General features: G+C 43.3%; 28 protein-coding genes, 2 tRNA genes and 2 pseudogenes. 13 read left to right on the forward strand and 19 right to left on the reverse strand.

Annotated features, from left to right (window positions below; translation table 11 throughout):
- Positions 1 to 30: 30 nt before the first annotated feature.
- The 3 genes from KOY49_RS04280 (at position 31) to KOY49_RS04290 (ending at position 733) form a co-directional block, all read left to right on the forward strand.
- Positions 31 to 106: transfer RNA gene (locus tag KOY49_RS04280), tRNA-Ile, on the forward strand.
- Positions 107 to 187: 81 nt separating this feature from the next.
- Positions 188 to 613, forward strand: a complete 426-nt coding sequence (locus tag KOY49_RS04285) for a hypothetical protein (RefSeq protein WP_129743585.1) — start codon at positions 188 to 190, stop codon at positions 611 to 613.
- Between the two features lie 43 nt (positions 614 to 656).
- Positions 657 to 733: transfer RNA gene (locus tag KOY49_RS04290), tRNA-Met, on the forward strand.
- A gap of 56 nt (positions 734 to 789) precedes the next feature.
- Here the strand turns inward: KOY49_RS04290 and KOY49_RS04295 are convergent.
- The 3 genes from KOY49_RS04295 to KOY49_RS04305 all read right to left on the reverse strand — a co-directional run bounded on the left by KOY49_RS04295 (position 790) and on the right by KOY49_RS04305 (position 2,332).
- Complete coding sequence (locus KOY49_RS04295; RefSeq protein ID WP_232736132.1) at positions 790 to 933, reverse strand: hypothetical protein; 144 nt, start codon at positions 931 to 933, stop codon at positions 790 to 792.
- A 128-nt stretch (positions 934 to 1,061) separates the two neighbouring features.
- On the reverse strand, positions 1,062 to 1,202 hold the full coding sequence (locus KOY49_RS04300; protein WP_232736133.1) for a hypothetical protein: 141 nt from the start codon (positions 1,200 to 1,202) through the stop codon (positions 1,062 to 1,064).
- A gap of 464 nt (positions 1,203 to 1,666) precedes the next feature.
- Positions 1,667 to 2,332: a hypothetical protein gene (locus KOY49_RS04305; RefSeq protein WP_232736134.1), complete on the reverse strand. Its 666-nt coding sequence runs from the start codon at positions 2,330 to 2,332 to the stop codon at positions 1,667 to 1,669.
- An 84-nt stretch (positions 2,333 to 2,416) separates the two neighbouring features.
- Here KOY49_RS04305 and KOY49_RS04310 point away from each other — a divergent pair, with 84 nt between their 5' ends.
- Positions 2,417 to 3,262 carry a Mur ligase domain-containing protein gene (locus KOY49_RS04310; RefSeq protein ID WP_232736135.1) on the forward strand — a complete coding sequence of 282 codons (846 nt, stop codon included), beginning with the start codon at positions 2,417 to 2,419 and terminating at the stop codon, positions 3,260 to 3,262.
- 140 nt (positions 3,263 to 3,402) lie between these two features.
- Positions 3,403 to 3,669: a hypothetical protein gene (locus KOY49_RS04315; RefSeq protein WP_232736136.1), complete on the forward strand. Its 267-nt coding sequence runs from the start codon at positions 3,403 to 3,405 to the stop codon at positions 3,667 to 3,669.
- Here the strand turns inward: KOY49_RS04315 and KOY49_RS04320 are convergent.
- Positions 3,666 to 4,013: a nucleoside triphosphate pyrophosphohydrolase family protein gene (locus KOY49_RS04320; protein ID WP_232736137.1), complete on the reverse strand. Its 348-nt coding sequence runs from the start codon at positions 4,011 to 4,013 to the stop codon at positions 3,666 to 3,668. The two genes, KOY49_RS04315 and KOY49_RS04320, sit on opposite strands and share 4 nt — an antisense overlap.
- A 17-nt stretch (positions 4,014 to 4,030) precedes the next feature.
- Positions 4,031 to 4,174 (reverse strand): class I SAM-dependent methyltransferase, encoded by a 144-nt coding sequence (locus KOY49_RS04325; protein WP_232736138.1) that lies wholly within the window; start codon positions 4,172 to 4,174, stop codon positions 4,031 to 4,033.
- A gap of 568 nt (positions 4,175 to 4,742) precedes the next feature.
- Here KOY49_RS04325 and KOY49_RS04330 point away from each other — a divergent pair.
- On the forward strand, positions 4,743 to 5,465 hold the full coding sequence (locus KOY49_RS04330) for a mechanosensitive ion channel family protein (RefSeq protein ID WP_232736139.1): 723 nt from the start codon (positions 4,743 to 4,745) through the stop codon (positions 5,463 to 5,465).
- 68 nt (positions 5,466 to 5,533) lie between these two features.
- Here the strand turns inward: KOY49_RS04330 and KOY49_RS04335 are convergent, their stop codons facing one another.
- The 4 genes from KOY49_RS04335 to KOY49_RS04350 form a co-directional block, all read right to left on the reverse strand.
- Complete coding sequence (locus KOY49_RS04335; protein WP_232736140.1) at positions 5,534 to 5,701, reverse strand: hypothetical protein; 168 nt, start codon at positions 5,699 to 5,701, stop codon at positions 5,534 to 5,536.
- 321 nt (positions 5,702 to 6,022) lie between these two features.
- Positions 6,023 to 6,565: a hypothetical protein gene (locus tag KOY49_RS04340; protein ID WP_232736141.1), complete on the reverse strand. Its 543-nt coding sequence runs from the start codon at positions 6,563 to 6,565 to the stop codon at positions 6,023 to 6,025.
- A gap of 40 nt (positions 6,566 to 6,605) precedes the next feature.
- Complete coding sequence (locus tag KOY49_RS04345; RefSeq protein WP_129744612.1) at positions 6,606 to 6,875, reverse strand: YtxH domain-containing protein; 270 nt, start codon at positions 6,873 to 6,875, stop codon at positions 6,606 to 6,608.
- 19 nt (positions 6,876 to 6,894) lie between these two features.
- Positions 6,895 to 7,116, reverse strand: a complete 222-nt coding sequence (locus tag KOY49_RS04350) for a hypothetical protein (RefSeq protein WP_129631741.1) — start codon at positions 7,114 to 7,116, stop codon at positions 6,895 to 6,897.
- A gap of 164 nt (positions 7,117 to 7,280) precedes the next feature.
- Between KOY49_RS04350 and KOY49_RS04355 the strand changes: the two genes are divergently transcribed.
- The 4 genes from KOY49_RS04355 (at position 7,281) to KOY49_RS04365 (ending at position 9,052) form a co-directional block, all read left to right on the forward strand.
- A complete protein-coding gene (locus tag KOY49_RS04355; RefSeq protein WP_232736142.1) occupies positions 7,281 to 7,595 on the forward strand; it encodes a VIT1/CCC1 transporter family protein in 315 nt (104 codons plus the stop codon).
- Positions 7,555 to 7,767 (forward strand): hypothetical protein, encoded by a 213-nt coding sequence (locus KOY49_RS05285; RefSeq protein WP_332873900.1) that lies wholly within the window; start codon positions 7,555 to 7,557, stop codon positions 7,765 to 7,767. The genes KOY49_RS04355 and KOY49_RS05285 overlap by 41 nt, the downstream gene beginning before the upstream one ends.
- A 147-nt stretch (positions 7,768 to 7,914) precedes the next feature.
- Positions 7,915 to 8,859 (forward strand): glycoside hydrolase family 5 protein, encoded by a 945-nt coding sequence (locus tag KOY49_RS04360; RefSeq protein ID WP_232736143.1) that lies wholly within the window; start codon positions 7,915 to 7,917, stop codon positions 8,857 to 8,859.
- Positions 8,860 to 8,875: 16 nt separating this feature from the next.
- The gene (locus tag KOY49_RS04365; protein WP_158386502.1) at positions 8,876 to 9,052 is read left to right on the forward strand and encodes a hypothetical protein; all 177 of its coding nucleotides are present in this window, start codon (positions 8,876 to 8,878) and stop codon (positions 9,050 to 9,052) included.
- A gap of 53 nt (positions 9,053 to 9,105) precedes the next feature.
- Here the strand turns inward: KOY49_RS04365 and KOY49_RS04370 are convergent, their stop codons facing one another.
- Both KOY49_RS04370 and aspS read right to left on the reverse strand, forming a co-directional pair.
- Positions 9,106 to 9,594 carry an amino acid--tRNA ligase-related protein gene (locus tag KOY49_RS04370; RefSeq protein ID WP_232736144.1) on the reverse strand — a complete coding sequence of 163 codons (489 nt, stop codon included), beginning with the start codon at positions 9,592 to 9,594 and terminating at the stop codon, positions 9,106 to 9,108.
- A complete protein-coding gene (aspS, locus tag KOY49_RS04375; RefSeq protein WP_232736145.1) occupies positions 9,572 to 10,948 on the reverse strand; it encodes an aspartate--tRNA ligase in 1,377 nt (458 codons plus the stop codon). Before aspS ends, KOY49_RS04370 begins: the two co-directional genes overlap by 23 nt.
- A 48-nt stretch (positions 10,949 to 10,996) precedes the next feature.
- Between aspS and KOY49_RS04380 the strand changes: the two genes are divergently transcribed.
- Positions 10,997 to 11,800 (forward strand): restriction endonuclease, encoded by an 804-nt coding sequence (locus KOY49_RS04380; protein WP_039327810.1) that lies wholly within the window; start codon positions 10,997 to 10,999, stop codon positions 11,798 to 11,800.
- On the opposite strand, the gene KOY49_RS04385 is transcribed toward KOY49_RS04380, so the two are convergent.
- Positions 11,797 to 12,804, reverse strand: a complete 1,008-nt coding sequence (locus KOY49_RS04385) for a CBS domain-containing protein (RefSeq protein ID WP_232736146.1) — start codon at positions 12,802 to 12,804, stop codon at positions 11,797 to 11,799. The genes KOY49_RS04380 and KOY49_RS04385 overlap by 4 nt on opposite strands.
- A gap of 53 nt (positions 12,805 to 12,857) precedes the next feature.
- Here KOY49_RS04385 and KOY49_RS04390 point away from each other — a divergent pair, with 53 nt between their 5' ends.
- Complete coding sequence (locus tag KOY49_RS04390; RefSeq protein ID WP_232736147.1) at positions 12,858 to 13,550, forward strand: DsbA family protein; 693 nt, start codon at positions 12,858 to 12,860, stop codon at positions 13,548 to 13,550.
- A gap of 350 nt (positions 13,551 to 13,900) precedes the next feature.
- On the opposite strand, the gene KOY49_RS04395 is transcribed toward KOY49_RS04390, so the two are convergent.
- The 7 genes and pseudogenes from KOY49_RS04395 to KOY49_RS04425 all read right to left on the reverse strand — a co-directional run bounded on the left by KOY49_RS04395 (position 13,901) and on the right by KOY49_RS04425 (position 21,322).
- Complete coding sequence (locus tag KOY49_RS04395) at positions 13,901 to 14,821, reverse strand: CorA family divalent cation transporter (protein WP_129743571.1); 921 nt, start codon at positions 14,819 to 14,821, stop codon at positions 13,901 to 13,903.
- Positions 14,822 to 14,878: 57 nt separating this feature from the next.
- A complete protein-coding gene (locus tag KOY49_RS04400; RefSeq protein WP_232736148.1) occupies positions 14,879 to 15,793 on the reverse strand; it encodes a magnesium transporter CorA family protein in 915 nt (304 codons plus the stop codon).
- Positions 15,794 to 15,869: 76 nt separating this feature from the next.
- A complete protein-coding gene (gene arcC / locus KOY49_RS04405) occupies positions 15,870 to 16,820 on the reverse strand; it encodes a carbamate kinase (protein WP_129743569.1) in 951 nt (316 codons plus the stop codon).
- A 3-nt stretch (positions 16,821 to 16,823) separates the two neighbouring features.
- A complete protein-coding gene (locus KOY49_RS04410; protein WP_232736149.1) occupies positions 16,824 to 18,368 on the reverse strand; it encodes a YfcC family protein in 1,545 nt (514 codons plus the stop codon).
- A 39-nt stretch (positions 18,369 to 18,407) separates the two neighbouring features.
- A pseudogene (gene argF / locus KOY49_RS04415) lies at positions 18,408 to 19,399 on the reverse strand (ornithine carbamoyltransferase).
- Positions 19,399 to 20,642, reverse strand: a pseudogene (gene arcA, locus KOY49_RS04420) (arginine deiminase). The pseudogenes argF and arcA overlap by 1 nt, the downstream one beginning before the upstream one ends.
- 47 nt (positions 20,643 to 20,689) lie before the next feature.
- Entirely contained in the window at positions 20,690 to 21,322 is a 633-nt protein-coding gene (locus KOY49_RS04425; RefSeq protein ID WP_232736150.1) for a TylF/MycF/NovP-related O-methyltransferase, read from the reverse strand.
- A 173-nt stretch (positions 21,323 to 21,495) separates the two neighbouring features.
- Between KOY49_RS04425 and KOY49_RS04430 the strand changes: the two genes are divergently transcribed.
- Positions 21,496 to 22,158 (forward strand): hypothetical protein, encoded by a 663-nt coding sequence (locus KOY49_RS04430; RefSeq protein WP_232736151.1) that lies wholly within the window; start codon positions 21,496 to 21,498, stop codon positions 22,156 to 22,158.
- Positions 22,159 to 22,161 lie beyond the last annotated feature (3 nt).

A 22,161-nucleotide genomic window follows, 5' to 3' on the forward strand; every position in this document is an offset into this window, starting at 1 on the left:
TTACCTCTGATGCGCTATAATAAGTCTCACGGGGGCGTAGCTCAGGGGTTAGAGCAGTCGGCTCATAACCGATTGGTCGCTGGTTCGATCCCAGCCGCCCCCACCACAGTCTGAATTTGATAATCATAAGATGAATATTTTTACCATTCCTGCTACAATATTATGTAGTAGATATTAAATTTGCAAAATGAACAAATTAAAACTCAAACGATTAATTTACAGAATACAGCACGACTATTTAACCCTAAATAATGTCGTTATTGCTGCTGCGATTTTAATTGCTATGAGTTGGGCTTGGGGCTCCATTGAATCAATGCAAAAAAACTACGAACTGCAACGCTCTATCGACAACAAACGCCAGCAAGTGGAAATAGAAAAATTGCAAGTCGCCTTGCTGGAATACGAATCGAAATATTATCAAAGCGAAGAGTATCAAGAATTGACTATTAGACAGCGCACAGGAAAAGGTCTACCTGGCGAAAAACAGCTCATCACCCAATCTTTCGAAAGCGCCACGCCTGCCCAAAAACTTGCGTCGAGCGCGAAGCGAACGGATAGCAATTTCCAGCAATGGATGAACTTTCTATTTGGCGGCAATAGTCATAAACACTAAGGTGTTGCAATTATCACGTTAAGCTGATATCATAATTATGTATCGCGGGGTAGAGCAGCCTGGTAGCTCGTTTGGCTCATAACCAAAAGGTCGTAGGTTCAAATCCTACCCCCGCCACCAAGAAAAATCCCTCTTCATTCAGAAGGGGGCTTTTTCTTTTAGGTTACTTACATACACTAAAACAATTCTCCCTGACGCTCACCCCAAGAAGCCTCAGCAGACTCAATCATATCTTCCGGCACTTGACAGCTTGAACTTGCAGCTGAAGAATTTCCATTCTCCCGATTCTTCCTCGCACGCTCCAGAGCCTTACGTGCCAAAGCTGCGCCTCGTCTATTTATCTCTCTTTGCTCCTCGGATAGTGAGACTCTTCCTGGCTTAGGATGCATCAAATCAGATTCAGACGGCTCTCCATAAGGCCTATGTCGACTTCTGCGCCACAAACCTCTCATATTAGGCCGCTTTCCGCTACTCGATAAACCACCACTACACTCAGGTCGATCGCCATCAACACTATATCCGTAATCATAATAAGTGCCACAGCCCTGATCAACACGTCGATCAGCCTCGCCTTCGGGCGTAGTGTCATATATTTTAAACGCCGATGATATTGAACAAACTGTGTGGCCGGCTGGATATGGCTCGCACGGTAAACATGAAGTCAAGCCGAGAGATCGCTGTATGGCGGAAGTTAAATTTTTTGGGGCATCTGCGTGTTTTCATCTGGTATAGCGTAAGATACCCATACGGAATAGTAAAAGCTCTATTTTTTATTCAAATTTGTCAAACAGCCGCTGCGAGGGTTTTCTTTCACAATACGATCTTCTGGTAGATCACACGGTGTACCCTTTTCACGCTGGGCAACCTTTTTGAAGAAGTAAACGGCTTCCATCGTGCTGTCCACTCACGCCGTCGGCGGCAGCGTCAGGTGTGTATGCAAGTAAACATGTGATGACAGCCGAATATCCTCATACTCATATAGACATTTGGTTATATACCTCCTATTAATGATATACCTATATAGATTACTATCTCTATATCACCCCTGTCAAGCTAAAAAAGCTTATTTCGTCGCCTAAGCATCAACTTTAACATCCCCAGAACAACCAACCTCATTACGATAATCATGGCAATAAATATCGTCACCAGCAAAGACCACCCCGCGTAATCAGCTGACCATATCGGCGAGACGAAGGTGTGATAATACGGCTCGGTTGAAGGCGCTTCAAACTGCAAGTTAGTGGCTTTCGCGGCAGGATATTTCGCCCACTCCTCGTTAATACAATTGATATACCTCGGATCCGCCTGTGTCGTAAATCGGCCGTAACCGCCTTGCTGTGCCCTAGCGTCACAGACAGCCCTAACCTTCGACACAGTGTCATTGTTAGACTGATTTTTTATCTCTTCTTCAAACTCTTTCAGCTTCCGGTCATACATTTGTTTATACGTATGATCCAGCGCAATCTTCCCCGGATCAGCGTTCATATGTGTAGATACATAACGCTGCAAATCGTATAGTCGCTGCTGAAGATTAACTATATCCCCAGCCTTATCCGCATGCTCCACAGATTCTCGTCGCTCGACCATACCAACATTATTCAGCCTCAAAAAAGTTGCCGAAATAAAACCAGACATAATCAATAAAATAACCAACTGCCAAGTCTTAATCTGACTGAGTCGCTTAATTCTGAACTTGGTTTTCTTCTTATCTATAGCCATCCCACCGCCTTCTCTATGATTTTAGTATAGCAAATTATCCCAATGACGTGAATATTGTTACCGCTGCGGTGGTATAATATTTGTATGCGAATTTATTTTTCAGGAATTGGCGGAGTTGCCATCGGACCACTGAGCAGAATTGCCTTAGAGGCCGGATATGACGTTTGCGGCTCCGACAAATCACCAAGTCTAATCACAAACGAATTAGAGTCAGCCGGAATTCCTATTTCTTTTGACCAATCTGGCGCGTTCTTACAATCAGAGCACAATAAATCACCATTTGACTGGTTTATTTACACCGCTGCTTTACCAGAAAATCACCCAGAATTAGTCTTGGCGCGAAAATTAGGCATAAAAACCAGCAAGCGCGACGAGTTACTGGCGCAAATAATCGCCGATAAAAACCTGAAACTTATCGCGGTCGCTGGTACTCACGGAAAAACCACAACAACGAGTATGCTAGTCTGGACAATGGAGCAATTGCAAATTCCTGTTAGTTATTCTGTGGGTTCGACTTTAAGCTTTGGACCAAGCGGAACGTTTGATAAAAATAGCCAATTTTTCGTATACGAGTGTGATGAATTTGACCGCAACTTTTTGCATTTTTCTCCAGAAATTAGCCTTATCACATCTGTTGATTACGACCATCCAGACACATATCCAACAAAAGAATCTTACTTAGACGCCTTCCGTGAATTCGGTGAAAAATCTAAAAAAGTTATCGCGTGGCAAGAAAATTCCGCCATATTTGATGAGAAAAATCTAACAATCTTGCACGATTCCAACAAAAACATCACTCTGCCCGGCGAGCATAACCGAAAGAACGCTACTTTGGTGATCGAAGCTTTGAAAAATATGCGAAGTGGACGCGGAGGAGTCAGAAATATACCAAGCAATAAACTCCTTCCCCGGATCAGGACGACGTTTTGAAAAGCTCGCCGAAAATCTATACTCTGACTATGGACATCACCCAGTTGAAATTCAAGCAACACTACAGATGGCTAAGGAGTTGTCAAACGATGTAGTCCTGGTTTATCAGCCACACCAAAACGTTCGCCAGCACGAAATAATTGGTCAATACACTAAAAGATATTTTCCATGATGCCAATGAAATTTACTGGCTGCCAACTTACTTAACTAGGGAAAATCCAGATTTGCCAACTTTAACGCCACAACAACTTGCTAAAAATATCGACAAAGAAAAAATTCATTTCGCTGAATTAGATGACAGTTTATGGCAAGAAATAACCGCGGCAAGGAACTCTGGAAAGCTCGTCCTGTGTATGGGCGCTGGCACAATCGACGGATGGATTCGCGAGCAATTAGCTAAAAATTAGCGATCATCGCCGCTGCCGTGAATCTTCCCCCGACTCTGGCGACTGAGCAGTTTATCATTATTTCTGCGAGCCACTTCCTCTAAACTACAACCAAGCAAATGCGCTATAGAATTGACATACCAAAGCACGTCACCGAGCTCTTTTATTATTGCGTCGCGGTCATTCTCTGAGATCTCGCCATTTTTATCACGTAGGATTTTCTTAAACTTCTCCATAACTTCGCCAGATTCGCCACTTAATCCCAATATCTGTGCCATCAACCTCGCGTCAACATCGCCATATTTATGAGAATCTTTATCTGTTAAAGTAGAAATTGCTTTCGTTGAATAATCGTTAAATTGCATAATATTCCTTTCGTTTATTAGCGCGTAACTCTTACGAAATTAATAGTTTTTCCTTCGCCAATCCACCTTTGTTCGTAAGTCGTCATTATTTTATATTCGTCATTTAGCGCGGATTCATGAAGATCAAAACTCAACTCTTTAATTTGCCATTTTTCTGCCACCAATTGCTCCAAGCTCCAGCAGAAAAAATTGTGATCGTCAAATTACCAACGACATAAAGAACCGTCCGACTGGAGCAATGAAGAATACAGGCAGCCAAAAAATGAGGATGAGGTTTGGCTAAGCTGAACGCCGCAGCAGGCTACGCTTAACCTGCAGGAAACCGATCAGCAAAGGTTACCAAAATCAGCGTCCAAAAAAATAGGCCCCCAAGACCTCAAACGGCGTATAGCCGATCAAACTGCCGCGCGACTGAACAGTGAAAAACAAATTAACAAAGCAACACTAGCCTCAGCTTGCCGACGCACCGGACTGTCAAACGATCACCGTTGACGTCAATTGCCAAAAACGCCTTATCAGGATGACCAAACCCAAACACCACAACAAACAGTACAGTTCCAGAACAAATTTCTCACAACAAACAACCTCACCGATCCCCGCCCACACCTCAAACTCAAAACATAGAGGTGAATTGTGGAATAAAGCGAATTTATACTTCTTACGTTTTCTAGTGATAATAAATTGATTCGGATCGACAAAACTCATATTTTCTATTATACTAAATCAATAATGGATAAGCTTATAAAACAGTTCTTAGATTCTTCTACGTTAGGTCAATGGCTGCATGGCAACAACCTTGGCTGGTTAATTAGTGAGCGCATTATCGACACAGTCAGCATTATTATCGGCTCTGTTTTTGTTTATTTTCTGGGGAAATATTTATTATCTTGGACTATCCATTATTCTATACGCTCCACCGCTAAACATCGTTCCTGGCACCGTAAAGACATAGAAAAGCGCGAAAAAACTCTCATCCAATTAACCCGAAGTTTCTGGCAAATCATAATAATTTTCTATGTCGCCGCAATTGTCGCCAATAAACTATTTCTATTTGATTTATCGCCGCTATTCGCTAGTGCTGGCATAATCGGTGTGGCATTAGGATTTGGCGCTCAATCGCTCGTTAAGGACTTCTTGTCTGGTATTTTCATCATCGCCGAAAATCAATATCGTGTTGGCGATGTTGTTGACGTAATGGGAGCCGCTGGAACCGTCGAGAGAGTCGGCACTCGCACTACTGTTATACGAGATTCTGAGGGCAATGTTCATTATGTTCCGAATGGCACGATTCAGCATGTTATCAATAAAACTATGGGCTATAGTATGTCGCGATTCAGCATTTACATCGACCCAAGTTCCGACATTTCTGCAGTTACAGACATCATTAACGCCACTGGTCAAGAATTGGCTAAAGAAAAGGCTTGGCAAAAGAAAATTATCGATCCAGACTAAACGCCGTGCCGGCCGGTAAAATGACCGGTTGCGTATGGAACATGAGCATCAATTATTCACCGAAAAACTCAGCAAGCAAAGCAGTCGTCAATGAAAAACTCAAATGCGACATCGATTGCTACAAAAAGTTGACGCACAGAAGCAGTACGACTCGCACAAGCTGCCGACACCAACCCCAATAACCAGAAGATAAAGACCAATGACCAGACAAAACCAATGCTTTTATCACTCAACACACTCCATTATGAATACCACGCCATGACCATTACGAACCAACTCTACTCCGGCACCAAAAACGCCAAAAACCACAACATCAACGTATCCTTGATACAACCTGACCGATGCGCGTCAAATCCAAAACTATGCGCATGGAGCATCCCGACGAATTGGCGTACTTAACGACGTAGAAAAACACCTTCTCCACGACGCAAATCCAATCGATAAGCGGCAGACCGGATAATACATAAACATCGCAATCGACACCAAAAAAACTGAGACCGCAATAGTCAGCCCAATAAACGTAGCGAATTTATAACTACGAAATAATTCCTTAGCCTCTATTCATTAGAACCCCCAGACAGCGAATTTTTAATAACTTGCACTTCTTCTTTATATCTCACTAACAATTCATCCAAGATCTTCACATCCTCAGAAAGTTTATTACGAGCCTCGCGAGCAACGGTCAATTTTTGATAATAGTCCGCCACATTATTAGAGCAATTTGCACGCTGAAGATCGGTCATCGCAGTATCGTAATCGTTGTAATTGCTATTAAACTTAAGCCTAGTCGACTCGAATTCATTAGTAATATTCACCAACTTTGAGCTGTCCAGCTTATTGATTGCCAATCGACCGTTCAGCCTGGCCATAAGTTTGGTAGAAATAGAATTATATCTCTGTCCAACGTTAACTCTAGTTAGAGCGTCATTGGTATGGATATTTTTAATAGCAACTCTTACGGAACTACAGTTTCGATCAAGCGTTTTTATGATCTCAGAATCAGCTGTAGCATCAACCGACTGAGCCTCAACTGCCCGTGGCGTCACTAACAAACTAGAAGTAATCAAAAAAGACGCGAGATAGAAAGTAACTTTTTTCATCACTTATATTATCTCACGTCTTCTTGAATAGAGTCAAATATTACTTGAAACGTTTTTCGACGTTACCCTTAACGTCTTTTGCGGTTTCTACTACAGCGTCACCAACTTTCTGAGAACCAGCTTTCAATGAGTCTACACTGTCTTTAGCTGCGGCGGTCGCTTTGCAAGCTACCTTTTCAGTGTCGGCTTTCAATTTTACAGCTTTATCCTTCAAGTCTTTCCTTGTTTCCTTGCCGCTCTTTGGTGCAGTTAAAATTCCAGCTGTAAAACCTGCTGCTACCGCTCCGATAATTGCTAAAACTTTTTTCATATATTTACTCCTTTTTTAATTATTTTTTACGAAATAAACCTGATAGTTCACTAAAAACTTTTGTTGGCGACAACCATTCGGTTGCACTAGCTACGTTAGTTGTAATTTTACTAACGCTTTTCATGACCGTATTAAGTCTTACCAACAAGGCGATAACCACTGCCAGTAGCGTTACGATAATAACCGACAACAATCCTACGATGATTGATAATAAAACGATGGCTGTTTGGATATCTTCCACGCTTTACCTTTCTGCAAAAGTTTATATTTGTTATGTTTATTTTAGCATGCTTGTTAAATTGTTTGTATTAGATAATCTAACTATTTCACTATAGCATAAGCTTATTAAATTGTCAATAGAGAGATCCCCGAAAATCATTAATAATATGATAAACTGGTATGGTTATGCGAGATTTTTTCAAACGATACATACCGGAATTTGTTTATGGCGCGGTTGACGGCACAGTAACAACATTTGCAGTCGTGGCGGCTTCAGCCGGAGCTGGAATATCCAGTTCAGTAATTCTTATATTAGGAATTGCTAATTTAATAGCCGACGGATTCTCAATGGGCTCTAGCGCATATTTGGCAGCCAGCGCCGAACACGAAGAATCTATGCGCGACACCCAAAAACGCTCATCCCCAAAGATCATAGGCACCAGTAACATTCTTAGCTTTCGTGGTAGTCGGCAGCGTACCAGTATTGCCATATTTGATTGACGTAATTGCAAACTTAAAAGCGCCAAACGCAATATTATTCTATGTTAGCTCGGCGCTAACTGCGGCAACGTTCTTAGCAATCGGTTTCATCAAAGGTAAAGTCAGCAAACAATCACCTTGGCAATCTAACGCTAGGTGCAATTGCAGCTGGTTTGGCTTACTTTGCTGGTGATATTTTAGCATCTTGGTTAGGTGTTCGAATATAACCCTCCGGTCATCTACTTTGGCAGAAAATCCAGATTATTCATGATACAGTAGAAATATGAGCCATCACTCCTCCTCGCCTGCCATGCCCGGTGTCAATCTGGGTGGCTGGCTGGTGCTAGAACGATGGATGACGCCAAGTGTATTTGCCGAAATAGACGCGACCAACGAATATGAATTATCTCAAACCGTAGACGGACAGGCGCGCATCCAGCAGCATCGACAAACCTTCATCCAAGAAGCTGACCTCAAATGGCTGGCGCACGCTGGTATACGACTACTAAGACTGCCGATTGGCTACTGGGCGCTCGAGGATCAGCCGCCGTATCTATCAGCAAAACCACAGATTGATTGGCTGATGGACATGGCTCGGCAGTATGATTTACAGGTGCTGCTCGATCTCCACGCCGCGCCTGGTGCTCAAAATGCCAGTGACCACAGCGGTAGCGGTAATACCGGTAACGTTCAATGGTATCAACGCGCCAATCAACAAAAGACCACGCAGATACTACTGGATATCGCCAGTGAATACGGCGGGCATCCAGCGCTATGGGGTATCGAACTGCTCAATGAGCCCCTGGTGAACACCCGACGTGAACGATGGCAATTGTGGCGGTGGACACGCAAAACGAGCCGAACATTGCGTAGTAAATTGCCGCCTCATGTGCGCATCGTGGCGTCTGATTGTTACCAGCCAGCCTGGTGGTCGGGGCGCGTCGGGTCTAATACGCTGGATATACATCATTATCAGTGCTTCTCCGATACGGACAATCAAGCGACGTCGCTAACTCACCACCGTCAGGTACTTGACCAACGGTCTGGCGAGTACCGCGATTATGCCCAGCAGCAGCCACTAATCATCGGCGAGTGGAGTGCTGCCCTGCCGCCAGGCGTTGCCAGCGATAGTACCGAATACGCCCACTGCCAATCGCAACTTGCCGTACCAGCAAACGTTGACGCTTGGTTTTACTGGAGTTACAAGACTGAAAGCCCTGGAGCTTGGAACTTTCGAGATTGCTACAGCAAGGGGTGGTTTAACGGTATGCTTAGCTCACGGTAGATGGTATAATGGATATATGTCTTTTCCTAAATTAATTTACAGTATCGCAGTCCTGGTCATTATCGCTTGGGTATTGAGCATGGTATTTCGCCTTGCCGCCTGGTTGATCAACGGGTTGCTTTATGTTGCAGTTCTGGTTGTTGTTATTGGCCTTATTGCACAATTTATCAGCCAGAAAAAGCAGCGAAAATAACTCGCCTGTCACTATAGAATAATCACGGCAGATTTACGCCGCCGTGATGTATATTATAATCCTAATTCTCGTAGTTGCACTGGATCAACCGTCGATGGTGAATTCATCATCACATCAACACCAGAACCATTCTTAGGAAACGCCAAAACCTCACGGACATTTTCCTCATCCATCAAAACCATAAAAATACGATCAAAACCAAAAGCACAACCCGCATGAGGCGGAGCACCAAATTTAAAAGCACCCAACATAGCACCAAACTTTTCTTCAACATAAGATTCGCTAAAGCCCAGCAAACCGAACACTTTATATAACACCGCTGGATTATGATTTCGAACGCCGCCAGAGCAAATCTCATAGCCATTCATCACCATATCAAACTGATCAGCGACAATGGATAATTTTTCGGCATCAGTTTCAGCAGACTCCAGAGCCTGCAAACCACCCTTTGGCATACTGAACGGATTATGCCCAAAGTCAAGTTTCTTACTTCGCTCATCCCATTCATAAAACGGAAAATCAATAATCCAAGCAAACGCCACGACAGACAGAGTCCTTAAGATTAAAGAAAGAGGCAAATTCATTACGCAAGTGCCCCAATACCGCGTTAACAACCGAGCGAGAATCAGCACCAAAGAATATAACGTCACCGTCCTCAGGGTTCATTTTCTCTATAAGTAATTTGTGTTCTTCGTCTGACAAGAACTTTGCCACTGGCGAAATCACATCATAAAAACAAGGAGCGTTAGTATGCATTGGTATCACGTGGCCCTGCGCCTCATCTGTATTTTTAATTGTCGCGTACTTGATGTACGCCAAACCGCCAGCGCCTTCACTTTTAGCGATGTTGGTAAAATTGTCAATTTGCTTGCGACTCAAACTTGCGCCATTTTTTACGCAAATAGCCTTAATGCATTCAGCATTTTTAAATACGCCAAACTCAGTCTCAGAGAACACATCCGTTAGTTCTATCAATTCCATACCAAACCGCAAATCCGGCTTATCAGAACCGTAAGTTTCCATAGCGTCGCGATACGAAATTCGCGGAATTGAACTGCCATCACCAACCGCCAAATCGCTCAAATCCAACAATTTTTTACCAGCAAAATCAGTTGCCAGTTGCTTCATCAAAGGCTCAACTTCAGTGCGAACTTCTTCACCATTTTCAGCAAAACTCATCTCCAAATCAAGCTGATAAAACTCGCCATACAAGCGATCTGCTCGCGGGTCTTCGTCGCGGAAACAAGCCGCCAACTGATAATAACGCGGCACACCACCAACCATCAGCAGCTGCTTAAACTGCTGTGGAGCTTGCGGCAAGGCGTAAAACTTCCCTTCCTGCAAACGACTTGGAATCAGAAAATCACGTGCACCCTCAGGGCTTGAATTAGCCAAAATTGGCGTTTGAATTTCAATAAAATCTCGATTGTCCATATATTCATGGATTCGACGATACATTTCGGCGCGTTTTTTAAGCATGTTTTGCATTTTTGGACGACGCAAATCAAGATAACGATACTTGAATCTTAGTTCTTCGCCAGCTTGATTATCCTCAGCAAATGGCTGAATTGGCAAAGTTTCGGCTCGGTTCAAAATCTCCAAATTGTCCACAACAATTTCCACATCACCACTGGCAATATTCGGATTTTTCAGACCTTCACCACGCTCCGCAACCACGCCACAAGCACGAACCACAAACTCATCTCGCAAGCTTTCCGCCAAAGAAAAAGCATCTTTTTTATCAGGGTTAATAACCAACTGAACCAAACCCGTATGGTCACGCAAATCAATAAAAATCAACCCGCCATGATCACGCCTGGAATGAACCCAGCCCGCAACTGTAATATTCTCACCAACTTTTTTAGAAGTTTCTACCGCCAAAATTCTATTTTTCATATCTGTTATTATAGCACAGCAGCGACAGTTTTATGCTATAATCACCACATGGATAGCTATACGGTGGGCACTGTAGTCATCTTTTGTTCAATTACGTGGATTATCGCCAGTCCCCTTGTGATTTTTCATTATAGAAAATTATATCTCACAGCCTCTCGTGAGCTAGAAGAGTTAAGTCAGAAAAAGACAACCGCAGCAGACGCACAGTCAATCAAGAAACCTATCTCGGAAAATGTACAGCTAGACAAGAAGCCCACTGCAGATGACATGTCTAATTCAGCCACATCGCCCAGCGACCATGAACTGCTCACCAAAATTCGCTCCATGTCACCGTATAATTTCGAAAAATACATCGCTCAATTATTTGAACATTTTGGCTATTCGGCTGCAACCACTCCGTATAAACGTGACGGTGGCATTGATATTGTATTATACAAAAACGGCGTCCAGAGTTATGTCCAATGTAAAAAATATATCGAAAAAATTGTTAAAGTATCCGAAATGCGTGATTTTTATGGTGCGGTTGTTGATCATTTACATGGAGGTGAGGCATTCTTTGTCACTACAAACATCTTCTCCTCAGATGCACGAAAATTTGTGAAATATTCTACCAATGGCAACAGAATACGACTTATTGATAACACGGGACTACTTACCATCATCCGCGCCCTTGAAGATAAAGGTGTCGTAATACCAATTCCTGATGTATCAGACATATCTCAAAAAATTAAACCATGCCCACGCTGTCGCGGCGGTCATCTGGTGATAAGACATAGCAAAAAAGATCGTTCGCCATTTTACGGATGCTCCAATTACCCTGAATGCCATTACATGCAAAAAATAGACTCTTAGCTCTTTAAGTCGTCAGTGTTGCGATTTTTATGCTCAATAACCTTACGGAGTTCTTCATCAGAGTCAAATTCATTATCTATCTTACGACCCAGCAACTCCTCCATAACATCGCCCAGGCTCAGTAGACCAACTGTTTCTCGAAACTCATTTACAACAATAAACAAGTGATGCTGCGTTTTCAAAAATGCAGCCAAGGCGTGCTGTAGAGTTTGATTTTCGCGAATATAATAGACGTCTTTACTCATGACCGTTTCCGCACGATGAGATTTTGCTTTACGATCAATCGTCAACAAATCCTGAATCCTCAACATACCAACAACATGATCAATGTCGCCGTCAATGACAGGAAATCTGCTATACCCCTTTTTATGAAGATCATCAAGTACTAGCGGCCCGAGAAGTTCATTCATAGGCACCGATTCAATCATGCTTCGCGGCGTCATAATTTCCTCGACCTTCATATCATTGAACTTCAGCCCGTTAGTAATAAGCTTTTTCTCAGAAGATGAAATCGCTCCGCTGGATTGAGCCACCATTTCCAGCAATTCTTCTTTCGATTCAATCACCCGACTATCACCAACCACTGGCGACACCGAACGGATTAACGACAAAATTACTTGATGTCGCTCAATTGTCGTTAAAATTAGCGGTTCGTATTTTTCATAAAGCTGCTGTGAGTATTTCTGCCACAAGCCAATTCGCGCGACAGCTCCGATTTCCAGGGCTATTATAATTGACAAAAAGAGTCCAGCCGCCCAATTGAACAAATAGACACTAATAACACTTAAAATTACCAAGCATAAAGAAGCCACGGCGCGTTGCAATGAAATAATATCTCGTAAAAATTCTCTTTGGCGCAAAAGAATTTTAGCCTTTTCATCGCCTAGTCCACTTCTCCGCCGCAGCTCAAATTGACTATGCGAAGACGTTTTCGGCTGAACTCCCAGCACTATCAACAAAACCGCCAAAGTAACCAAATATCCAAAAATTAGCACAATCGTCATAGTTTTATTGTACCGCATTCCGTGCTATACTTACTAGAGTAAATGGAGGTAAAATGAATAAGAAAAGCTGGATAATTTTCGCAATTATTGTAGTAGCAATTGTTGGTGGAATGGTTTATATTTCGACACAAAATCGACTAAATATTAGCGATATCAACAACGATCAGCTGAACACAGCTATCAGCGCAGAATCAAGAAATGGCAATATTGCAGATCACGAAATTGGTAGTAAAGACGCCAAAGTAACAATTATCGAATACGCCGACTATCAATGCCCTGGCTGTGGCACCGCTGCACCAAAAGCCGAAGCGCTAGCTAAAAAATATAAAGATCACGTTCGATTAATTTTCCGCAATTTCCCAATTGCCAGCTCACACCCTAACGCACGAGCTGCCGCTGCCGTAGCTGAAGCTGCTGGTTTACAGGGTAAATTCTGGGAAATGAATGAGCTTCTATATGCAAATCAGGACGCTTGGAAAAACGCCAACACTACAGAACGCGACAACATCTTCAAATCTTATGCTGAACAATTGAAGCTTAATATCGATCAATATAAAACCGATATTGCCAGCAACAGGGTTAAAAATAAAATCGACTTCGATATGGCTCTCGGTCGCAAACACGGCGTTGCCGCAACACCAACTTTCTACATAAATGGAAAAAATACTGAGATGGACAGCTCTGGCTCAATTGAATCATCAGTCAAGGAAGCCTTGAAAAAAGCTGGCGTTGAAGTAAAAGATTAACAGAATTTCACGACAAACCAAAATCCCGCTCCGGTGCCTTGGAGCGGGATTTGTTTATAGTCGTCCCTATTCTATCGTTGGAGCGACTGCACTTTTTATTGTGCTATGTATGTTTGCCATTCGGCAGGCACCACATCCACCGCGATCTTTTTGCGCCTTGATGGCACAAATTTGATTGCTATTGGCATGTGTTTTGCACTCCTTATTATTATGTGCAGCCCCACGCGCTTCGACCTTTATCACTTAATATCAGCAATTTAATGCTTCGGCGCGAGACATGCTAACAATGTTACCAAACGTTTATTGGCACGTCAAGCAAAAACATTTTGAAAATGCTTATTATATCTATATTAGAATAAGCGGAGTCGCTTAGCAACAAACATAACAAGTAAAATCAACAACACCGTAAAACTGGTGATAACTGGATATGCCCAAGGCTCGCCCTGAAATGGTAACGCGATATTCATTCCATACATTCCGTAAAAAACGTTTGGAATAGCCAGAAGAATTGTTATGGCGGTCAATGCCTTCATACGTTGGTTCAGCGTATTATTAGCAACCGTCGAATAAGCGTTTTGAATACTGGAAATTGTGTGCGTGCTGGAACTGATTGCCACTAAAACTTGTCTAATGTGTAGATCAACATCCTCCAAGGCTTCCAGATCTCTAGTCTTAAATAAATGGCGGCGATTTTCCATTAGTTGTGTAATAACACGAGACATACCTTCCAAACTGCTTCGATATTCATTGAGCGTGTCTTCAATTGCGACAAATTTAATAAAATCCGAATTCTCAACTTCATGACGACTTAGTCGCCGACGAGCATCGCTAATTTGCTCCGTTAACAAATGCACGCGTTGTTCATATTGAGAAATAATATACGCCAAATTCGCAGCAAAAACTCCCGCTGGACGCTCGGTTGTGCTAAATAAATAATCGCTAACCTCCAGAGGTGAAAATTTAACATGAGGCGATATTGTAATATAATGACCGCCGCTAATTGCAATCAAAAACGGTGCCGTTTTGCCAGAATCAGTTTGACCAAACGGTATGCGCGTAAAAATATATTCAACACCATCAGAAAACTCCGCTCGAGGTAATTCGTGGATGTCCAGTACGTCACGGACAATATTAGCAGACAGCGACAAAGCCTTTGAAACTCGAGTAGCATCAAGACTCCCGGTCAAATTAATCCAACCGTTTTTATGCATTCGTTGAGCTTGCGTCAACTTTTCAGTCAACGATCTGCGTTCAAAATAGCCCACCATCATAAGAAAATTATAATATACACAAGCGATATTAGCAATCTGTCGAATTGCAATTAAACTTTATCGGCGGCGCAGGAAATAATAGCCCACAACAAATGCCAGCACTACACTGATCGCGGTAATCGCCCAAAACATCAATGGATTATCAGCACCTGGAACCGGCACGTTCATACCATACAAACCAGCGATCATCGTCGGAATAGTCAAGGCTACGGTAATTACGGTTAGCAGGCGAATCGTCTCATTAAGACGCGTATCCATCACCGCCCTATAGCTATCGCGCACATTAGTAATCGTCCTCAACAAACTTTTACAACGCGCAATCACCTGCTCCAAATCAATCGAAATATCCTCAACGTCTTCCTTGTCATCGGCTTTAAGTCGCAATTTCTGAGTCGCCAGAAGTCTCTCAATTGCCCAGTTCATCGGAATTAACGCGTCAAGATAATCATTCAATTTGCGCTCATACTCCGCCAGAGTGGCAATGTCATTAACTCTCAGCGTATGAATACTGTCCGTAGCCGCTCGCATCTGGCGATTAATCGTTGCCACGCGCCGCTGATATTGCGTTGAAATCGCCTCAACCATCGCCACCAAAAGCTCAACTTGTCGATCCGTCCTAATTCGCACTTTATCAATAAATGGCTGCCACAATCGCCCCAAACTATCTCTGGACAACGTCACGATATGATCTTTATTGATGCAGAATAAAATCGGCGTGGTAAAATCGTTAAAATCGTCGTCAGTGTCTGGCAGTCGCGCAATCAAATAAGTCCACTCATCATCAAACTCAATACGCGGCACCTCGTGCGGGTCAAGCGCGTCACTTATCAAATCCTCATCCAAGCCCAGCGTCAACAATTGCGAAACCTCTTCGTCGCTCGGCCTTTCGCAACGCACCCACGAACCAGACCGCAAATTTTCTTGCGGACTAATTACTGAATCACTATTTGTTGAACGAAGATATTGCAACATAATTTCATATTATAAAATAAAACATACATAAACACAAGAAGCTCCTGCACCCTTCACAGGAACTTCTTGATTTTTATTACGATTTAACTATCGTGCCTGCCGAGCCGCTAATAGCTTCAGCAGTTTTATCCAGCGAAGTAATAATCGCCGTACGCCCCGACTTTCCATCCAGGAACGACAAGGCAGCCTGAGTTTTTGGCAACATCGAACCTGCCGCAAATTGCCCATCGTCAATGTGCTTTTGAAGTTCTTCTATTGAAACTTCCCCAAGAGATTGTTCATCTGGTTTGCCAAAATTAATTTTAGCAGCATCAACCGAAGTCAAAATCAGCAAAGTGTCAGCGTCCAAAAGATCTGCCAATTTTGCCGCGCCGAAGTCCTTATCAATAACCGCAGCGACGCCTTTTAATTGACCAGTTTCGTCTTGCAGAACAGGAATGCCGCCGCCGCCAGTTGAAACGACCGTCACGCCAGCATGAACCAACGCCTTAATCACATCAGCCTCGACAATTGTCTGAGGTTTTGGCGAAGGAACGACACGCCGCCAACCACGACCAGCGTCTTCTTTTACCGTGTAGCCGCGCTCGCTAGCGACGGTTTTTGCCTCGTCTTCCGAATAGAACGGACCAATTGGCTTGGTTGGATTTTGGAATGCTGGATCGCTTAAGCTAACAATCGTTTGAGTTATAACGCTAACAGCGCGATTGTTCATTTGATTAACCATAAAGGCGTCATGAAAAGCCTGCTGCAGCCAAAAGCCAATCAATCCCTGACTCATAGCGCCAGAATCTTCCAGTGGCAAACTTGGCACATCTGGCGTGTTAATCGCCTCTTCGTGCAACACAATATTGCCAACCTGAGGACCATTACCATGAACGATTGCTACGTTATGACCAGCCTGGATTAACGGTAAAAGTTGCCGAACCGTTTCATCGGCTACTCGTTGCTGTTGCTCAGACGCGGCTTCGCCCTGCCGTTGCAGGGCGTTACCACCGAGCGCTACTACAATAGTACGCTTCTTATCCATAGGCTACAGTGCTCCGAAAATTGCAATAACTGTGATGCTGATAATAGCAAATATCGCCATAATTGGAGCTGAGCGTTTTAGCCAGTCGCGATATGAAACGCCAGCCAAAGCCAATCCACCCATCAACGACGCGATAGTTGGAGCCATCATGTTGATCAAGCCAGACGCTGTCGCAAATGCGGCAACCATAACTTCTTTGCTTGAGCCAACCAAGTCAGCAATTGGCGCAATAACCGGCATAGTTGCTGCCGCCAAACCTGATGATGACGGAACGATAAATGACATTGGCAAGTAGAATAGATACGCCAACACACCAACAACACCGCCACCAGCATCTTTCAGGAGAGATTCACCCCAGCTGATGATCGTGTCCTGGATTTCACCGTTAGTCATCACTACAGAAACACCTGTTGCCACTGCAATAATCAAAGCAACTGGCAAGATGTCTTTCACACCGTCGATAAATGTATCAACTGGGAAAACACCCTCTTTCTTAAATTCTTTGTAGTAAATTGCGGTTATGACAATTGTTGAAATTAGGAATAGTGCAGTGATTTCATTGAAATACCAATCACCAAATGCCGCACTGTGGACTACACCAAGTACCGCGCCAATAACTGGCAAACCTGCAGCCCATTCAAACATATCGGCGAAGAATGTGATATTCCAACTTCCCCATGGAATCAAGGAAAGAATCATTAGCACAAACGTAATAGCAAACACGGACATAACGACTTTTCGTGGACCAGTGAATTTTGGTACGTTTGTCATGTCGAGAGCAGCCGTAGCTGGCTTGTAGCGAACATCTTCTTTGTACTTGCCGGCCTTAACTTTTGCGGCGTAACGCATAGTAAAGATAATCGCGGCAATCAAACAAAGTACTAAGATGATAGACATTATTGGAATAACGCTACCCAATTTCACGTCTGCGGTTTTTGCTGCAACACCAGTAGAGAATGGGTTGATTGTCGAGCCGAGCACACCAGTACCAGCACCCAACACAATCACCATCACACCAGTCATGGCGTTATAGCCAGCAGCAATCATCATCGGTATAACTAGTGCGTAAAACGCCACAGTTTCTTCTTGCATACCGTAAGTAGTACCACCGATAGCGAATAAAATCATCAGAATCGGGATGAGCCACTTTTCCTTGCCCTTCATCTTTCGGAGCAGTGCGCCAAGAGAAGCATCAAGCGCACCAGTTTTCATAGTGACGCCTAAGAATCCACCAAGCACCATCACGAAGACGATGACATCAAGCTTGTCTGACATACCTTTAATAGGTGCAGTGAAGACGTCCCACAAACCTTGCTGGTCGTGTTTTTTGACCTCTTCCTTTTTACCGTCTTTTTCTTCCGTGACGGTTCGATCTTTGTCGACTACGTGATACGAATTAGCTATACGATCGCCATCTTCGTTTGTCTTATATAGTCCAGAAGGAACAACCCACGTCAATGCCGCCATAACGATGATCACGACAAACAAAATAGTAAACGCCGACGGTGATCGAAGCTTCTGCTTTGCTTTTTTAATTTTTTCTACCATTGCCTCGGAGCCTCCTTAACCTCCTTATTACGACAACAACTACAATGTCAAAGCCATCACAGCCTTGATTGTATGCATACGATTTTCCGCTTGATCAAAAACAATCGAATGCGGCGAGCGGAACACCTCATCCGTCACCTCCATACAGATCTAAACCAAAATCTTCCTGAACCTTCTTGCCAGTAATAGTCAATGCGTCATGGAATGCCGGCAAACAGTGCATAAACTTAACCTCAGGATTTCCCGTCAAGTTAATCATCGCACGATTAACCTGGAAATGGCGCAATTGATTAATGCGCTCAGCAAACTTATCTTCCTCGCCCATCGAAACCCAAACGTCCGTGTAAATCACATCAGCACCACGCAAAAGCTTCTTCGAAATTATCAGTGATAGTAATGCGCGCATGGCTTGACCGGGCAAAATGATTTGCTTTATCAACCAAAGCCTGATCTGGATGCAATTCACGAGGCGCCAAAATGCGGAAATCAAGTCCCATAATAGCTGAACCGATCATCAGCGAGTTCGCCATATTGTTGCGACCATCGCCAACAAATACCAACTTAGTTCCCTTCAATTTTCCAACATGCTCTTCAATTGTCATGAAGTCAGCCAAAATCTGTGTTGGATGAAACTTATCGGTCAATCCATTCCATACTGGAACGCCAGCGTGACGCGCCAATTCCTCAACAGTCGCGTGATCAAAGCCGCGGAACTCAATTCCGTCAAACATTCGACCCAAAACCTTGGCAGTATCTTCAACCGTCTCTTTCTTACCCAATTGAATATCATCTTTACCGAGGTATTCTGGCGCAACTCCAAGGTCATTAGCAGCTACCGTAAATGCGCAGCGCGTTCGCGTTGAAGTCTTTTCGAACAACAAAGCCACGTTTTTACCCTCATGAATTCGGTGCGGAATGCCGGCATATTTCAATCGACGATATTCACGAGCCGTGTCCAATAACAAGCGAATCTCTTCAGCGGTATAATCGCCTAAAGTCAGTAGCGATCGTCCTTTCAAACTCTGAGCCATTAGAATACATCCTCTCGTACTAGCGGCATACTCATACAGCGTGGACCGCCACGACCGCGTCCAAGCTCAGCACCACTAATCTCAATAACTTCGATACCGTTTTCGCGCAATTTCTGGTTAGTTACGTAGTTGCGATCATAAGTCACCACAACACCCGGCGCAATCGCCAAAGTGTTTGAACCGTCATTCCACTGCTCACGAGCAGCAGCAATCGGATCGCCACCACCACACTCAATCAACGTAACACTTGGCAAGCCCAACGCAACCCTCAACACGTGCTCCAAATCTGTTTCATGGGTAATTCGTGGGAATGGCTGACCTTCAACCTTCTCCAAAATGAAACGAATTCATCCTGCCGCCATGGTCGCGAATTTCTGGGTGAATCGTAAACTTTATCACGATCAATCATCGTAAACACGGTGTCTAGGTGCATAAAGGCGTGAGATTTTAGAACCTACATAGCGATGACTTTCTCGAATTTCGAGCCAGCAAAAAGCAACGGTTGCCATCTTTTCAATTGCCTCATACCAGTTGTTCGCTCTGAAACACCAATTGCCATAACCTTATCGCTTAATATTAATTCGTCACCACCTTCCATTGAGAATTTCTCTGTGCGGTTGTACCAAACTGGCGCACGATTAGCAAAGCGTGGATGATGGTCGATGATGTAGCGCATAAATAGCGATTCACGACGACGAGCCGTCCAGTGCATCTTGTTGATTGTCAAACCGTTACCAATTGCGGCAGCTGGGTCGCGTGTAAAGTATAGGTTTGGCATTGGATCGAGATAGAACGGATAATGATTTTTCTCGATCATATTATGAAGTTGCTGATGCTGATCTGGAGGCAAAGTAATTTCATCCTTGCGAACACCAGCCATAATCTTGCGGATCATAGCGTGAGTTGGCAAATCCAACAAGAATTGGCGCAATGTTTGAGTAACACGGCGTGAATCCTGCTTAGAAGCAGCCAACATTTCATCGACAAATTGTTCACGCAATTGATCTGTGTTAATTGCCTCGGCGACCAATTGATCCAGATACAAAACTTCGATTCCACGACTTCTCAATACTTCCGCAAAAGCATCGTGTTCAGCCTGCGCCACTTTCAGATATGGAATATCGTCAAATAAAAGATCGGTCAGATAGTCTGGCGTCAAATTTTCCAGCTCTTCACCTGGCCGATGCAATAGAACGGTCTTAAGTTTTCCTATTTCAGACGTGATGTGAATTGGTTCGTCCATCACAACCCTCCCCTGTTTATATTAGTGATGTTTTAATTGTAACACGTTTATGTTTTTGGGCAAGAGGAGATAATTGCCAAACTGGCTTCAGTCCTGACCGTGAATTGTCGATTAACTTTCAGCCATTCATCAGTGGCTTTTGCGGCGCCCGGCAGAGCTTCATTTGCGTAATCATCAACAATAATTATCGCGTCTTCATTAAACTTACTTTCACAAACCCGAAAAGAATCGACAATTGACTCATAAAAATCGCCATCAAAAAACGCAAACATAATATTTTCCGGCACATCATCAGAAGTAAAATCAGAAAACCAGCCTTTGTGAATAATCGGCGACTTCAACCCTGCTTTCTTAAAATTCTGGACAAACGTCTTACGCGGCGCTAATAACTCGCCAGCCTTAAATTGATCACCCGCGGCGCTATTATCCTTCTGGGTTTTTTCTGGCAATCCCGCAAACGAATCGTAAACGTGAAACTCGCCCGTAAAATCATAAGCGTCCAATAGTCGGCGAATAAACAAACTAGTCGTGCCGACATAACAACCAAACTCCACAATGTTTCCAGTGGCGCCACGACGTAAAGTTTTTTCCAACTCTCTTAAAAGCGCGCCAAGCTCTTTTATATCGACTTGGTCAGAAATGATCGGGTATTTAGTGAGGAGTTGGTCTGCGATATTCATGACTTAATTATAAATAGTTCGCCAAATATCGACAAATTATAAACGCAGCCCTATATATTTACGGTTTTATGAAGTAAACTATCAATTAGCACCTATGAATAATCACGATATTATCAAAACATTTTTACCGAAACAACTGGACATAAGACAGTTAAATCTCGCTTCAATCCACATTGCGAAAATCAAACATAATTGTATATGGCGAAATCCACGGCATTAAAGAAAATGCCGACATCATCTATACTCTGGTTAAGAAACTTGGCGTAAAACGATTAGCTATTGAGGCCAGCCCCGCCGTATCCAACTTCATCAATTCAGTAAAGACCGGCTCTTGCGATTTTTCCTTAGTTGATGAAGACCTTTTTGACTCAAGCGTTCTATCTCTTGAGATGATAAAAACGATAGCAATTCTTCTACAGCAAAATCAACTTAAAGAACTTATTTTTATTGATACATTTTTTGACAATTTAGATGAGGATGCCATCATATCACCAAGCCCGCAAGAACGAGAAAAACAGCTAGCTAAAAATATCCTCGGAATTGACGATTCTCTATTAACATTATGTATTATGGGACAATGGCATACGCAACCTAAAGTCATTAAAAATGGCGAAACACGGCATAAATCAGCGCTATATCGCTTAAGAAAAACAAAACCAAATGTACCGTTTATTCACAATATCTACAGACAAGGACAACTATTTAATGACGGAAAAATAATTGAACTACCAAAAAACCCAGCAATGCCGCCTTATTACGAAATTGTCCAGAAAACCGATATTGATTTCGACCTACACACACCAAAAGCGACAAAAATATCACTATACAAAAAGTAGCAG

The sequence above is a fragment of the Candidatus Minimicrobia vallesae genome (assembly GCF_018866205.1).
Lineage (GTDB): Bacteria > Patescibacteriota > Saccharimonadia > Saccharimonadales > Saccharimonadaceae > Nanosynbacter > Nanosynbacter vallesae.

Bases quoted from the DNA above. Each gene is read 5' to 3' on its own strand.
- KOY49_RS04285 (WP_129743585.1), top strand. From the start codon at position 188: ATGAACAAATTAAAACTCAAACGATTAATTTACAGAATACAGCACGAC.
- KOY49_RS04300 (WP_232736133.1), bottom strand. From the start codon at position 1,202: ATGACACTACGCCCGAAGGCGAGGCTGATCGACGTGTTGATCAGGGCT.
- KOY49_RS04305 (WP_232736134.1), bottom strand. From the start codon at position 2,332: ATGGCTATAGATAAGAAGAAAACCAAGTTCAGAATTAAGCGACTCAGT.
- KOY49_RS04310 (WP_232736135.1), top strand. From the start codon at position 2,417: ATGCGAATTTATTTTTCAGGAATTGGCGGAGTTGCCATCGGACCACTG.
- KOY49_RS04320 (WP_232736137.1), bottom strand. From the start codon at position 4,013: ATGCAATTTAACGATTATTCAACGAAAGCAATTTCTACTTTAACAGAT.
- KOY49_RS04330 (WP_232736139.1), top strand. From the start codon at position 4,743: ATGGATAAGCTTATAAAACAGTTCTTAGATTCTTCTACGTTAGGTCAA.
- KOY49_RS04340 (WP_232736141.1), bottom strand. From the start codon at position 6,565: ATGAAAAAAGTTACTTTCTATCTCGCGTCTTTTTTGATTACTTCTAGT.
- KOY49_RS04345 (WP_129744612.1), bottom strand. From the start codon at position 6,875: ATGAAAAAAGTTTTAGCAATTATCGGAGCGGTAGCAGCAGGTTTTACA.
- KOY49_RS04355 (WP_232736142.1), top strand. From the start codon at position 7,281: ATGCGAGATTTTTTCAAACGATACATACCGGAATTTGTTTATGGCGCG.
- KOY49_RS04365 (WP_158386502.1), top strand. From the start codon at position 8,876: ATGTCTTTTCCTAAATTAATTTACAGTATCGCAGTCCTGGTCATTATC.
- aspS (WP_232736145.1), bottom strand. From the start codon at position 10,948: ATGAAAAATAGAATTTTGGCGGTAGAAACTTCTAAAAAAGTTGGTGAG.
- KOY49_RS04380 (WP_039327810.1), top strand. From the start codon at position 10,997: ATGGATAGCTATACGGTGGGCACTGTAGTCATCTTTTGTTCAATTACG.
- KOY49_RS04385 (WP_232736146.1), bottom strand. From the start codon at position 12,804: ATGACGATTGTGCTAATTTTTGGATATTTGGTTACTTTGGCGGTTTTG.
- KOY49_RS04390 (WP_232736147.1), top strand. From the start codon at position 12,858: ATGAATAAGAAAAGCTGGATAATTTTCGCAATTATTGTAGTAGCAATT.
- KOY49_RS04395 (WP_129743571.1), bottom strand. From the start codon at position 14,821: ATGATGGTGGGCTATTTTGAACGCAGATCGTTGACTGAAAAGTTGACG.
- KOY49_RS04400 (WP_232736148.1), bottom strand. From the start codon at position 15,793: ATGTTGCAATATCTTCGTTCAACAAATAGTGATTCAGTAATTAGTCCG.
- arcC (WP_129743569.1), bottom strand. From the start codon at position 16,820: ATGGATAAGAAGCGTACTATTGTAGTAGCGCTCGGTGGTAACGCCCTG.
- KOY49_RS04410 (WP_232736149.1), bottom strand. From the start codon at position 18,368: ATGGTAGAAAAAATTAAAAAAGCAAAGCAGAAGCTTCGATCACCGTCG.
- KOY49_RS04425 (WP_232736150.1), bottom strand. From the start codon at position 21,322: ATGAATATCGCAGACCAACTCCTCACTAAATACCCGATCATTTCTGAC.